Raw genomic sequence first — 12,437 nt, forward strand, 5'->3', positions numbered from 1 at the left:
CGATGAATTGCCCACGCGCCGTCAATTTCATACGGGATGCCGTGGAGTTGGAATTCGGACGGGCCCCGGCGAAAGAATTCCGACCCTGACGGAAAAGCGTTCCACCTGCTGGAACGGCCCAGTGCGATAACCGGGCAAGGGGTCAGGAACTGCCCGTACGAGTGACGGAGTTCGAGCCGGGAGCGGACCCGGATCCTGTGACAGAAGTGTGACTGGCGGGGCACCGGGGGCGGACAACCGGCGGGTTCCGAGCGGGCCCGGCGGGCCGGCGGGGTCCCCGCTTCCGTCACCCGGCGGCTGCGCCTACGGTGGGTCGTATGGCACCGATACCGTCCCACCCCGCCCATCCCGACGACGCCCCCGAGTCCTATGTCGGGCTCGGCTCCGACGACGCCGAGCGCATCGCGGCCGCCCGCGGCTGGTCGACCGTCAGGTCCCTGCCACCGGGCTCGATCATCACGATGGAGTACATGGCCGGGCGGCTGAACTTCGAGGTCGAGAACGGCACCGTGACCCGCTGCTGGCACGGCTGAGCCGACACCACCCCGGCGGACATGACGAAGGCCCCCGGTGCACACCGGGGGCCTTCGTCATGTCCGCGTACCGGGCCGGGCGCCCGCGCCGTCAGCCCCCCAGGGGGCGGGCCGGCGCGGTGCGCGGGGAGCGCTCGGTGTGCGGGGGGCGCCGGGTGCCCGCGGGGACGACCGGGGGCCGCTCCGAACGGGCCGGCTGGTGGGGCCTGGCCGGCAGCGGCCGGGCGGAACCACGGCCGCTCGCCACGCCCACCGGCTCGCGCAGCGGGGCGTCGTCCTCGTCGTGGCCGCGCGGGGGCACCATCGCGGGCACCGGCTGCGCCGGCACCGGGAGCGGCAGCGCCGCGCCGCGCGCACGCATGCGCTCGCGCACCTTCTCGCGCACCGCGAAGATCAACGCCTCGGCGCGGGCGATCAGCGGCTCGAACCAGGGCAGGGCCAGCAGGATGAGGAGCCCCGCGGCCCAGCCGAGGAGCACGTCGCTCACCCAGTGCGTGCCCAGGTAGACGGTGGTCGCCCCCACGCCGAGGGCGACCATGGCCGAGGTGACCGACAGCCAGCGTCTCGCGCGCGGGGTGGTGGCGAGGTAGCCGAGGATGCCCCAGGTCACGACCGCGTTGGCGGTGTGCCCCGAGGGAAATATGTCGCCGCCCGCGAAGAGCTCCGCGGACCCTATCTGCGTGGCGTAGTGCGGGCCGAGCCGCCCGAGGCCGAGCTTGACCGAACCGACCGTCATGTTGAGCAGCAGAAGGGCCGCCCCGAGGCTCAGGAGCGGCCGCAGTGTGTGCTGGCGCCAGGAGCGCCAGCCGAGCCAGGCCATCACCATCACGGCGGTGGGGCCGCGCTGGCCGAGGACCACGAAGTAGTCCAGGAAGGCGTGCAGCTGGGGCCAGCGCTCGTACGGCCGGAACAGCATGACCTTCCAGTCCAGCTCGACGAGCCAGGACGACCCGAGGACGGCCACGACGATGGCGAGGTAGAACGCCAACGTCGCGCCGAAGAGGACCACGCGGTGACGGCTCATCCGCGGGATCTCTATCTTCGGTGGCTCGGGCTCCCGGTCCAGGCGGGCGAAGATTCGGTCAGTACGCACTCAATCGACGTTACAGCGAGTGAGAGAGTGCCCAGGCCGATCCAGGATCTTCGTGATGACGATGTGATGTGGAGTATGTCTCACACCGCCTTTTATTCCTGGCGTCGTCGAATACCCCGGGACCGCCTCCTCCATTCACCGGAACCCGCTGCAGAACGGGTTTTTCGGTATGTCGAAGAATTCCCTTTGCCGGGTGGGGGAGTGGAATTAATCCTTCGGTCACCGGTCCGGTACGCAGCGTAAAGATCGTTCCGGGGTGGCCTCCGCGTGGCGTACGCCACACGCCGGCCGGCTGGGCGGTGAGAGGTGGACCACGCGCCACCCGCACGAACTCGCGTACGCTGACCAATCACTCGCCCGTCGACGCCGGCCCCCGGACGGACCGTTCCGCTCAGGTCCTGGCCGCGAGTCACCGGTTCCCGGGCCCGCCGACCGCTACGGCGGTGACGGAACGGTCCGCGGCGGCAGAGCCGCTCCGGGCCGCGGAGGCCCGCAGTACTGGGAGGTACCTATATGACAGGGACGACCATGGCCGGTGCACGACCGCGTGCCGCCGCCGGCGGCGCCAACCGCTGGGTCATCCTCGTCGTCCTCTGCGTGAGCCTGCTCTTCGTGGCGCTCGACGCCACGGTCCTCCACGTGGCGATCCCCTCCGTCACCGAGGACCTGCGCCCCGGCCCCGTGGAACTCCTGTGGATCGTCGACGCCTACCCCCTGGTCTGCGCCGCGCTCCTCATCCTCTTCGGCACGCTCGGCGACCGCGTGGGCCGGCGCCGGATCCTGCTGCTCGGCTACGGCATCTTCGGCGCCGCCTCCGCGGTCGCCGCCCTGGCCGACTCGGCGCCGGTGCTGATCGTGGCCCGCGCGCTGCTCGGCGTCGGCGGCGCGATGATCATGCCCGCCACCCTCTCCATCCTGCGCGTCGTCTTCCCCGACCGCCGCGAGCGGGCCACCGCCATCGGCATCTGGACGGCGGTGGCCGCGATCGGCGCCGCCGTCGGGCCGGTGCTCGGCGGCTTCCTCGTCCAGCACTACTGGTGGGGCTCGGTCTTCCTCGTCAACATCCCGCTGATGGCGCTGATGCTGCCGCTCGGCCGCTGGATCCTGCCCGAGTCCAAGGGCAGCTCCGACGGGCCCTGGGACGTGCTCGGCGCGCTGATGGCGGCCGGCGGCATACTCGCGGTCGTCTTCGGCGTGAAGCGGCTCGGCGCGGGCGACGGCTTCCTCGACGGCCCGGCCCTAGCCGCCCTGTGCGCCGGTGCCGCACTGCTCATCGTCTTCGTGCGCAGGCAGCGCCGCCGCACCCACCCCCTCGTCGACATCCGGCTGTTCTCCCGGCCCGCCTTCGCGACCTCCGTCGGCTGCATCATCATCGCGATGCTGGCGCTGGTCGGCCTGGAACTCATAGCCGTCCAGTACCTCCAGCTCGTCCTCGGCCTCTCCCCGCTCCAGACCGGTCTGCGCATGCTGCCGCTGACCTTCGCCGCGATGGCGGCGGGCGCGACCGGCTCGTACACGCTGCGCAGGCTGGGCCCGCGCCGAATGGTCTGCACGGGCTTCGTCCTGGTGGCGGCCGCCGTGCTGCTGCTGGTCCCGATGGGCCAGACCGACTGGCCGATGCTGATGACCGTCTCGTTCGTCGTGCTCGGCTTCGGGCTCCAGACCACCCTGTTCGCCGCGTACGAGTCGATGCTCAGCGAAGCCCCGCCCGAGCGGGCCGGCGGCGCCGCCGCCATCGGCGAGACCTCCTACCAGCTGGGCGCCGGCATCGGCATCGCCCTGCTCGGCAGCGTCATGAACGCGGCCTACGCGCCCGGCCTCGCCTCCGTCGGCGGGGTCCCCGCGTCCGCTTCGGCCGCCGCGTCCAACTCCCTCGGCGAGGCCTACGAGGTGGCCTCCCGCCTCGGCGGACCGGCCGGCACGGCCCTGCGTACCGCGGCCCGCCACTCGTTCGTGCACGGCCTGCACGTCACCCTGTTCGTCAGCGCGGGCATGCTCCTCCTCGGCGCGGTGGCCGGGCTGCGGCTGCCCCGCATCATGGACTGCTCGGTCGCCGGCCAGGAGCGCGGGTGCGAGCCCGAGTTCGAGCCGCGCTCCGATTCCCACCCCGGGCCCCGCCCCGAGCGGAAGCCCTCGCAGCAGCAGCTGAGCATGAAGCTGCCGTCCCCGGCGCGGCCGGGCGATGTGGCGGCCGTGGAGTCTGGACGCGCGGGACACTGACCCGTAACGTCAGCGCTCAGGTAATAACTAACACTGCTAGTTTTAGTTGAGCGAGAGCCGCGGAGGCGCCCCCATGTCCGCTCCTTCCTCCAAGCTGCCCCCCTTCGAACCGGCCGACCCGCTCGGCATCGACGACCTGCTGAGCGCCGAGGACCTCGCGATCCGCGACACGGTCCGCTCCTGGGCCGCCGACCGGGTCCTGCCGCACATCTCCGAGTGGTACGAGAACGGCGAGCTGCCCGGTATCCGCGAACTGGCCCGTGAACTCGGCTCGATCGGCGCCCTCGGCATGTCCCTGACCGGCTACGGCTGCGCGGGCGCCACGGCCGTCCAGTACGGGCTCGCCTGTCTGGAGCTGGAGGCCGCCGACTCCGGCATCCGCTCCCTCGTCTCCGTGCAGGGCTCGCTCGCCATGTACGCGATCTGGAAGTTCGGCTCCGAGGAGCAGAAGCAGCGCTGGCTGCCGGGGATGGCGGCGGGCGAGATCATCGGCTGCTTCGGCCTGACCGAGCCCGACCACGGCTCCGACCCGGCCGGCATGCGCACGTACGCCAAGAAGGACGGCACCGACTGGGTGCTCAACGGCCGCAAGATGTGGATCACCAACGGATCGGTGGCCGGCGTCGCGGTGGTCTGGGCCCAGACCGACGACGGCATCCGCGGTTTCGCCGTGCCGACCGACGCCCCCGGTTTCTCGGCCCCCGAGATCAAGCACAAGTGGTCGCTGCGGGCCAGCGTCACCAGCGAACTGGTCATGGACGAGGTCCGGTTGCCCGCCGACGCGGTACTGCCCGGCGTCACCGGGCTCAAGGGCCCGCTCAGCTGCCTCTCGCACGCGCGGTACGGAATCGTCTGGGGCGCGATGGGCGCGGCCCGCTCCTCCTTCGAGGCGGCGCTCGACTACGCCAAGAGCCGCGAGCAGTTCGGCAGGCCCATCGGCGGCTTCCAGCTCACCCAGGCCAAGCTCGCCGACATGGCGCTCGAACTGCACAAGGGGATCCTGCTCGCCCACCACCTGGGCCGCCGCATGAACGCGGGCCGGCTCCGCCCGGAACAGGTCAGCTTCGGCAAACTCAACAACGTGCGGGAGGCGATCGAGATCTGCCGCACCTCGCGCACCATCCTCGGCGCCAACGGGATCTCGCTGGAGTACCCGGTGATGCGGCACGCCACCAACCTCGAATCGGTGCTCACCTACGAGGGCACCGTCGAAATGCACCAGCTGGTGCTCGGCAAGGCGCTCACCGGACTCGACGCCTTCCGCTGATCGACCCGCCCCGCCCGGCGGGGCGCGCGGTCGGCTCCCGGGGGTGCCGTGCCCCACGACGCTCACGCCGTGGGCCGGCCCCCCGGCCGGGAGGCATCATCGGTGTCTGGGCCGGGGCCGGTCTCACCCCTGGCCGGTCTCAGCTCTGGTTGAAGAAGCCGCCGGTCTGGCGGCCCGCGGTCTCTCCGTTGACGATCTCGGTGTCGGCGGGGGTCAGCAGGAAGACTCTCGTCGCCACGCGCTCGATGGAGCCGCGCAGACCGAAGGTGAGCCCCGCGGCGAAGTCGACGACGCGCTTGGCGTCCCCGGCGTCCATCGCCGTCAGGTTCACGATCACCGGGACGCCCTCGCGGAACAGCTCACCGATGCCCCGCGCGTCCCGGAAGCCGTCCGGCGTGACGGTGGCGATCCGGCGGCCCTGCTCCTCGGCCGACTCGGAGGCCACCCGCACCCGCGGGTCGGTCACCCAGGCCTCGCCGGGTTCGGCGGCGGCACCTTCGGTGTACTCGTCGTCGTAGTAGCGGTCGTCGTTGTCCTCGACAAGTCCCAGCCAAGCACTCGCCTTGCGCACCGATCCCATGGACGCCTCCTCTCGCAGCGGTCTTCTTCTTGCGACTTCTTCTGTTCCCTATCCCTATGGTCGTCCATGATGCGGATCCCGCGCCAAGTGGATAGTCGCCGCGCAGGTGATTCGTGACGGTACTGGCACAGAGGATGTGGCGATTCGTCAGGAAACTTGCGGGATACGGCCGGTACGGGAAGTCCGGTGTAACAAAATGAGGAATCCCCCTCCACATGAGTGACGCGGGGGTCGTACGGGTGAACGGATCGCTCGATACGGTGCGTGCCGCACTGAAGAACGACGCCTCGGGCCCTGCCCGGCACTTCGCGCCCACCACGGGCGGCTCGCCCGGTCGCGACCGCCCACGACCGCCTGAACGTGCCGGTTCTGACGCAGGCTCAGGCCGTGCGCTGCCGGCCGGGCGGCGCACGGCCGGCACCTGGCCTTCCCCGGGCCCGCGAGAAGCGGAGGGAGACCCCTTCACGACCGGCACGGATCTCGCCGGGGCGTGCGGGTCCGCCGGCCGCGCGGTGGGCGCCGTCCGGCTCGCGCCGCGCGAGCCGGACGGCACCCACCGGCTGGACGGCTCCCGGTGTCGGCAGCCCCGGCGCGGGGACCCTGGGAGTGCCGCGCATGCCTCGGCCGCGCCGGCTGCCGACCCGTCACCCGTTCAACCCCCGCCGTGGTACGTGTAGTTGACCCTTCGGTCATCTCCGCCCGGATCCCGGCCGCGTAACCTCCCGTCGACGGGCCGGTCCGCCCGGCGCTCTCCGGCCGTACGGCGTGCCGCGGCGCAGGTGGCGGGTGCCGGCCGGAGGAGCGCTCCGTACGCGCCGGCCCGCACCGGCGTGCGCGGCCCTGCGGGATCCGGCCAGAAGGCGCCCTTGCGCGCCCCGCCCGGCCCCCCGAATACTCCTGCGCAGCGCTTGTCAGGAGCACGGCCGGCGTCCTTCTGCGCTGCCGTCATCCTTGGCTGCGCCTCACGGGGTCCCCCCACTTCCACGGGCCCCTCAATTCCCCTCGGGAGGAAACGAAGTGAGGATCAAGCGCACCACCCCCACGTCCCCCTCAGGTCCGGCGAGACGCGCCAAGATCGGTGGCGTCGCCGTCGGGCTGCTCGCCGCCGTGGCCATCGCCGTACCCAACGCCGCTGCCGCCCCGGCCCACACGTTCGGCGCCGCCGCCCTGAACGCCGCGAGCGACGCCGTCCGTGGCGCCGACGTCGCGGGAACCGCCTGGAGCGTGGACAGCGCGACGGGGAAGGTCCAGCTCACCGCCGACTCGACCGTCTCGGCGGCGGACCTCGCCAGGATCAGACACGCGGCCGGAGCCAACGCGGACGCGATACGCGTCGAGCGGACCCCCGGCAAGTTCACCAAGCTGCTCTCCGGCGGCGACGCCATCTACACCACCAGCTGGCGCTGCTCCCTCGGCTTCAACGTCAAGAAGGGCTCCACGTACTACTTCCTGACGGCAGGTCACTGCACCGAGGGCTACCCGAACTACTACACCAACTCCTCGCACACGACGAGCATCGGCCCGACCGTGGGCACCAGCTTCCCGGGCAACGACTACGGGCTCGTGCAGTACACCAACACCTCGCTCGCGCACCCGAGCGCCGTGGGCAGCCAGACCATCACCAGCGCCGCCAACCCGACGGTCGGCCAGACGGTCACCCGGCGCGGCTCGACCACCGGAATCCACAGCGGCAAGGTCACCGCGCTCAACCAGACGGTCAACTACGGCAACGGCGACATCGTCTCCGGCCTCGTCAAGACCACCGTGTGCGCCGAGCCCGGCGACTCCGGCGGCCCGCTCTACGCCGGTTCCACCGCGCTCGGACTCACCTCGGGCGGCAGCGGCAACTGCTCCTCCGGCGGCACCACGTTCTTCCAGCCCGTGGTCGAAGCCATGAACGCCTATGGCGTGACCCTCTTCTGAGGGCGTGACGTACGACGGCCCCCGCGGCCGGGCCCCCGTCCGGGAGAACCGGACGGGGGCTTTCCGTCTGGACGTGTTGCGCGGATTTGAGAGGATGTGCAAGGGGCGGAACGCTCGACGGGTCCGCCGGTGACCGGCGCCGGACACACGGGGTGAGACGCATTGAAGCGCATCGGAGTGACCGGCCACCGCGACATCCCGCCCGACGCCCTGGAGGAGATCCGGGACAGGCTGCGCGCCGTGCTCTGCGGCCACGACGGCTCCCTCGAAGCGCTCTCCAGCCTCGCCACCGGTGCCGACCAGCTCTTCGCCACCATCGCCCTCGACTGCGGGGCCGCCCTCACGGTGGTGATCCCGAGCGGCGACTACGAGGCGGGCTTCGCCGACGCCGCCGAACTGGCCCGCTACCGGGGCCTGAAGCGCCGCGCCAGCCAGGAGGTGGCGCTCGGCTATCCGCACTCCACGGACGAGGCGTACTACGCGGCGGGCGCCTACATCGCGGACAACTGCGACCGCCTCGTCGCCGTGTGGGACGGCCTGCCGGCCCGCGGGCTCGGCGGCACCGGGGACATCGTGCAGTACGCCCGCAGCCTCGGCCGCCCGGTCACGGTCGTGTGGCGCGAGGGCAGCCGCAGGGGGTGAGCCGCGGGGGAAGAGCCGCCGGGCCGGGTCAGCTCCGCAGCCGGGCGAGCCAGTCGGTGTGCTGGGGCGAGACGACACGTTCGGTCTCGTACACGGCCTGCGGCCACTGCCGCTCGGTCACCATGTTCTCCATCGCCACGTGCATCTCCATGAGGTCCTGCTCCACCAGCGCGTGGGCCGATATCAACGGCTGATGGCGCCGGATCTCGCTCCAGGCCAGACAGGCCGCCGCCGAGGCCGACAGCACGCCCGCGACGTTCACCCCCTGCGCGACGGAGAAGCTCCGCAACAGGGCGAGGACGAGCGCGAGGAGCGTCAGCAGGGTGATCGCCGTCGACCACAGCCGGGTCGCGCGCCGCGAGGTCTCCTGGCGGCGCCGGTACCAGTTGCGCTGCTCGATCAGCCGGTCCCGTACGTACGTCTCCTTGCGTACGGTGAACGACTTGGCCCGTAACTCCCGCATGCTCGGGGTGATCAGGGGCTGCGCGCCGTCCCCGTCGCGCGGGTCGCGCCAGCCCACCTTCCGCAGCTCCCGCAATCCCTCCTCGACCCGCGTGACGAACAGGGCGTCCGGGTCGGGGGAGCCCAGCTCGAAGGGGGTGCCGTGCACGGCGTAGCGCCAGCACATCGACTTGATGAACTCGGCGGCCGAGCGGTTGAGCTGCCAGTCGGACGTGGCGTGGCGCCGGGCCGCGCCGAAGCTCGCGAGCAGCACGCCCGCGTAGGCGAGCGCACTGAGCGCGCTGAACAGCTGGAAGTCCTTGCCGACGCGCACCTGCGGCAGCGCCGCCGCGAGCGCGCCCGTCACCAGGAGCGAGAGTTGCGTGCGGGTCAGTTTGACCGCCGACTGCCGGCGGCCGACCGCCAGCGTGTCCGCGTGGTGAAAGAGGCCCGGCAGATCCGCGTTCCGGAAGACCATGCTCTGCAGTGGGCCTGGAATCGCCGTCACGTGCACCCCCGTCTGCGATTGTTTTCTCCGTGCCGGTGGATGGCCGTGTGCGCCCCGTTTCGCGTGCCCCGTCCGCCGGTGGGGACGAGGGTAAAGTCGTCCCGCCGACACTGCAACGGGGCACAACTCGGCGCACGGGAGCGGCTGTTGACGGCCACGGCCCCCGCGGGGGGCGTGGCCGCGCGGGGCCCCTGCGGCGGGCGGACACGAAAGGGAAGGGTCTCGCGTGGTCGAGGACACCACCGTCACCGGCACCATGGAGTCGGCCGGGGACGGCGGCGCGCGGCCGGGGGCCGTTCCGGTGGGGGATCCGGCGGGGGATCCGGCCGCCCAGCTGCGCGCCCTCGGGGTCCCGGAGGGCGGCACCCTCCTCGTCCACGCCTCGCTGCGCGGCACCGGGCTGCGCGACGGCGTACTCCTCGACGCGCTGCGCACGGTGCTGGGGCCCTGGGGCACGCTGGTGGTCCCCGCGTTCACCCCGGAGAACTCCGACACCTCCCCGGCCCACCTCGCCCTCGTGGGCCGGGCGCCCGATCCGGCCGCCTTCCGCGCCGCGATGGCGCCGTTCGACCCGGACCGCACTCCGTGCCCGGGGATGGGCCGGCTCGCCGAACGGGTCAGGACCACCCCCGGCGCCGTCCGCAGCGACCACCCCCAGACCTCCTTCGCCGCGCTCGGTGCGCGGGCCGCGGAGTTCATGAAGGGGCACGCCCTCGACTGCCACTTCGGCGAGGACTCGCCCCTGCCCCGGCTGATCGCCGCCGACGCGCGGGTGCTCCTCGTCGACGTGGGGTTCGAGGTGTGCACCGCCTTCCACTACGCCGAATACCGGGTGTCGCCGCTCCCCGTGCGTACGTACCGGGCGGTGATCAGGGACGAGAGGGGCGCGGCCGGCTGGTTCACCTATCAGGACGCCGCGCTCGACGACGGCGACTTCGCCCGGATCGGCGCGGACTTCCCGGCCCGGCACGTGCGCCGCGGCGCCCTGGGGCGGGGCGGGGCCCTGCTCTTCCCCATCCGGGCGGCGGTCGACCACGCGGCGGCCTGGATGGCCGCCAACCGGCCCGACCCCGCCTTCTGACCCCGCCCTGACCGTACCGGGGGCTCCCTCTGGGCGTGAAGCGGAGTTACCGTCGAAGGACACGCTCGATTCGCCCACCCTTGGGGGCCGTGATGGTCGAGGCACTCGTGACGGCGGGCATCGCCGCCGGCTCCGCAGGCGTCGTCTATCTGCTGGCGGCGGCCCGGGTCGTCAAGCAGTACGAGCGGGGAGTGGTGCTGCGGCTGGGCCGGCTGAAGGCCTCGGTGCGCGGGCCGGGGCTGACGATGATCGTTCCCTTCGTCGACCGCCTGCGCAAAGTGAACATGCAGATCGTGACGATGCCGGTGCCCGCACAGGACGGCATCACCCGGGACAACGTCACGGTCCGGGTGGACGCGGTGATCTACTTCAAGGTCATCGAACCGACGGACGCGGTCATCCAGGTCGAGGACTACCAGTTCGCGGTCGCGCAGATGGCACAGACCTCGCTGCGCTCGATCATCGGCAAGAGCGATCTGGACGACCTCCTGTCGAACAGGGAGAAGCTCAACCAGGGGCTTGAGCTGATGATCGACAGCCCGGCCATCGGCTGGGGCGTACAGATCGACCGCGTCGAGATCAAGGACGTGTCGCTGCCGGAGACGATGAAGCGCTCGATGGCCCGCCAGGCGGAGGCCGACCGTGAGCGGCGCGCCCGGGTCATCAACGCCGACGCCGAGCTCCAGGCGTCGAAGAAGCTGGCCGAGGCGGCCGGGGTGATGTCGCAGGAGCCGGCCGCGCTCCAGCTGCGCCTGCTGCAGACGGTGGTGGCGGTGGCCGCGGAGAAGAACTCCACCCTGGTGCTGCCGTTCCCGGTGGAGCTCCTGAGGTTCCTGGAACGCGCCGCCCAGCAGGCGCCGCCCGCGCCGGGAGAGGCACCGCCCGCACCTCCCACGCCGTCCGCGCCCGCCGCCACGCCGCCCGCGCCCGCCGTGCCTCCCGGGCCGCCGGCCGCGACGGAGATCCCCCCGGCGCAGGCGCATTCCGAGATCGTGGGCGAGGAGGACACCCCGCCGAGGGACCTGTGAAGGGGGCTCAGGTGCGGCGGAGGCGCATGGGGCTCACGCGCCGACCGGACGTTCGCCGAGGTCGCCGCCGGCGCCCGACGAACGGCCGGTGCCCACCGGCCGCTCGTCGCGGTCGCGGTTCAGGCCGGCCAGGACCACGGTGATGACGGCGCCGGCCACCGCCCAGATCGAGAGCACCAGGAGCGGTCCTGTGACCGCCTCGCCCCTGAAGTACGCGATGGAGCGCGCCGACCATGTGCCGGCCCCGGGCGGCAGGCCCGGTCCGATCGTCCGCCAGAACGGCGGGAGCAGCGGATACGGGTAGGCGCCGCCCGCGCTCGGATTGCCGAGGACGACGATGACCAGGATCGCGAGGCCGATGCCGACGACACCGGCGAGCCCCTGGAAGGCGAGGGTCGTGGCGCCCACCGCGAACACGACGAGCGCGCCGAGCCCGGCCAGGCCGAGGTAGCTGCCCGGCAGCGCGTCGAGCACCGGCCCGATGATGAGCGAGCCGAGCAGCCCCGCGGCGATCGAGTACACCGCGAGCACCGCGAGCCGGATCAGCGCGCGATGGGTGTTGGCCGGCCGGGCACCCGCGCTGATCGCCAGGATCGCGGCACACAGATAGCCGCCCACGCACCAGCCGACGACGAGGTAGAACGCGGACAGCGTGCGCGAGTCGCCCTCGGCGGCGGGGGCGACGTCGATCACCTTGACGGTGCGCTGCTGCGCCTTCTCGGCCGCCGTCGTGATCGCCTCCACGGCCTGCGCGAGCGAGGCCCCGCCGCCGCTCGCGACGAGCAGCCGGTCGGTGGTGGACCGGGGGTCGACCAGGAGCGCCCCGTCGACGCTGCGGTCGCGCAGCTGCCGCATGGCGTCGGCCTCGTTCTTGGCCGTGCGGACGTCCAGCGGGTCGCCGGGCAGTGAGCCGAGGCGCTGGGTGAGCTGTCCGCTGATCTGCTGGGGCGCGACCACGGCGAAGGGGATGTCCTTCGGCTTGGGGTGGTGGAACGCGCCGGCGTAGGACGCGATGAAGGCGACCATCAGTCCCAGTACGCCGATGACCAGCAGGGCGGCCCGCACGGTGACGGCGTTCTTCACCTCGTCGACGAAAGTCATGCCCCCACGCTCGGCCGCGC

11 protein-coding genes are annotated in these 12,437 nt (G+C 72.3%); 7 read left to right on the top strand and 4 right to left on the bottom strand.

Translation table 11 applies throughout. From position 1 onward, the window contains the following. Nucleotides 1–317 precede the first annotated feature (317 nt). Entirely contained in the window at nucleotides 318–533 is a 216-nt protein-coding gene (locus OOJ98_RS08420; protein WP_267053995.1) for an I78 family peptidase inhibitor, read from the top strand. Between the two features lie 91 nt (nucleotides 534–624). Here OOJ98_RS08420 and OOJ98_RS08425 read toward each other — a convergent pair whose 3' ends face one another. Beyond that, nucleotides 625–1,626 (bottom strand): phosphatase PAP2 family protein, encoded by a 1,002-nt coding sequence (locus OOJ98_RS08425; protein WP_267053996.1) that lies wholly within the window; start codon nucleotides 1,624–1,626, stop codon nucleotides 625–627. 513 nt (nucleotides 1,627–2,139) lie between these two features. On the opposite strand from OOJ98_RS08425, the gene OOJ98_RS08430 reads away from it, so the two are divergent. Both OOJ98_RS08430 and OOJ98_RS08435 read left to right on the top strand, forming a co-directional pair. After that, nucleotides 2,140–3,846, top strand: coding sequence for an MFS transporter (locus OOJ98_RS08430; RefSeq protein WP_267053997.1), 1,707 nt, complete (start codon nucleotides 2,140–2,142; stop codon nucleotides 3,844–3,846). Between the two features lie 73 nt (nucleotides 3,847–3,919). Next, on the top strand, nucleotides 3,920–5,113 hold the full coding sequence (locus OOJ98_RS08435; protein ID WP_267053998.1) for an acyl-CoA dehydrogenase family protein: 1,194 nt from the start codon (nucleotides 3,920–3,922) through the stop codon (nucleotides 5,111–5,113). A 139-nt stretch (nucleotides 5,114–5,252) separates the two neighbouring features. On the opposite strand, the gene OOJ98_RS08440 is transcribed toward OOJ98_RS08435, so the two are convergent. Further along, nucleotides 5,253–5,693, bottom strand: coding sequence for a cell division protein SepF (locus OOJ98_RS08440; protein WP_267053999.1), 441 nt, complete (start codon nucleotides 5,691–5,693; stop codon nucleotides 5,253–5,255). Between the two features lie 1,017 nt (nucleotides 5,694–6,710). On the opposite strand from OOJ98_RS08440, the gene OOJ98_RS08445 reads away from it, so the two are divergent. Together OOJ98_RS08445 and OOJ98_RS08450 are read left to right on the top strand one after the other, a co-directional pair. Further along, nucleotides 6,711–7,616, top strand: a complete 906-nt coding sequence (locus tag OOJ98_RS08445) for a S1 family peptidase (protein ID WP_267054000.1) — start codon at nucleotides 6,711–6,713, stop codon at nucleotides 7,614–7,616. A gap of 162 nt (nucleotides 7,617–7,778) precedes the next feature. Further along, on the top strand, nucleotides 7,779–8,258 hold the full coding sequence (locus OOJ98_RS08450; RefSeq protein WP_267054001.1) for a hypothetical protein: 480 nt from the start codon (nucleotides 7,779–7,781) through the stop codon (nucleotides 8,256–8,258). Nucleotides 8,259–8,286: 28 nt separating this feature from the next. Here the strand turns inward: OOJ98_RS08450 and OOJ98_RS08455 are convergent, their stop codons facing one another. Beyond that, nucleotides 8,287–9,177 carry a DUF4231 domain-containing protein gene (locus OOJ98_RS08455; RefSeq protein ID WP_267054002.1) on the bottom strand — a complete coding sequence of 297 codons (891 nt, stop codon included), beginning with the start codon at nucleotides 9,175–9,177 and terminating at the stop codon, nucleotides 8,287–8,289. 256 nt (nucleotides 9,178–9,433) lie between these two features. On the opposite strand from OOJ98_RS08455, the gene OOJ98_RS08460 reads away from it, so the two are divergent. Both OOJ98_RS08460 and OOJ98_RS08465 read left to right on the top strand, forming a co-directional pair. Beyond that, nucleotides 9,434–10,288: an aminoglycoside N(3)-acetyltransferase gene (locus OOJ98_RS08460; protein ID WP_267054003.1), complete on the top strand. Its 855-nt coding sequence runs from the start codon at nucleotides 9,434–9,436 to the stop codon at nucleotides 10,286–10,288. A 92-nt stretch (nucleotides 10,289–10,380) separates the two neighbouring features. Beyond that, the gene (locus tag OOJ98_RS08465) at nucleotides 10,381–11,316 is read left to right on the top strand and encodes a slipin family protein (protein ID WP_267055565.1); all 936 of its coding nucleotides are present in this window, start codon (nucleotides 10,381–10,383) and stop codon (nucleotides 11,314–11,316) included. A 33-nt stretch (nucleotides 11,317–11,349) separates the two neighbouring features. Here the strand turns inward: OOJ98_RS08465 and OOJ98_RS08470 are convergent, their stop codons facing one another. After that, the gene (locus OOJ98_RS08470; RefSeq protein WP_267054004.1) at nucleotides 11,350–12,417 is read right to left on the bottom strand and encodes a DUF3533 domain-containing protein; all 1,068 of its coding nucleotides are present in this window, start codon (nucleotides 12,415–12,417) and stop codon (nucleotides 11,350–11,352) included. Nucleotides 12,418–12,437 lie beyond the last annotated feature (20 nt).

Origin of the sequence: Streptomyces sp. NBC_00083 (genome assembly GCF_026343295.1) — a bacterium.
Classification (GTDB): domain Bacteria; phylum Actinomycetota; class Actinomycetes; order Streptomycetales; family Streptomycetaceae; genus Streptomyces.

What these genes read in the sequence shown, in the direction of transcription:
- OOJ98_RS08420 (WP_267053995.1), top strand. Translation starts at nt 318, where the DNA reads ATGGCACCGATACCGTCCCACCCCGCCCATCCCGACGACGCCCCCGAG.
- OOJ98_RS08430 (WP_267053997.1), top strand. Translation starts at nt 2,140, where the DNA reads ATGACAGGGACGACCATGGCCGGTGCACGACCGCGTGCCGCCGCCGGC.
- OOJ98_RS08435 (WP_267053998.1), top strand. Translation starts at nt 3,920, where the DNA reads ATGTCCGCTCCTTCCTCCAAGCTGCCCCCCTTCGAACCGGCCGACCCG.
- OOJ98_RS08440 (WP_267053999.1), bottom strand. Translation starts at nt 5,693, where the DNA reads ATGGGATCGGTGCGCAAGGCGAGTGCTTGGCTGGGACTTGTCGAGGAC.
- OOJ98_RS08455 (WP_267054002.1), bottom strand. Translation starts at nt 9,177, where the DNA reads ATGGTCTTCCGGAACGCGGATCTGCCGGGCCTCTTTCACCACGCGGAC.
- OOJ98_RS08465 (WP_267055565.1), top strand. Translation starts at nt 10,381, where the DNA reads ATGGTCGAGGCACTCGTGACGGCGGGCATCGCCGCCGGCTCCGCAGGC.
- OOJ98_RS08470 (WP_267054004.1), bottom strand. Translation starts at nt 12,417, where the DNA reads ATGACTTTCGTCGACGAGGTGAAGAACGCCGTCACCGTGCGGGCCGCC.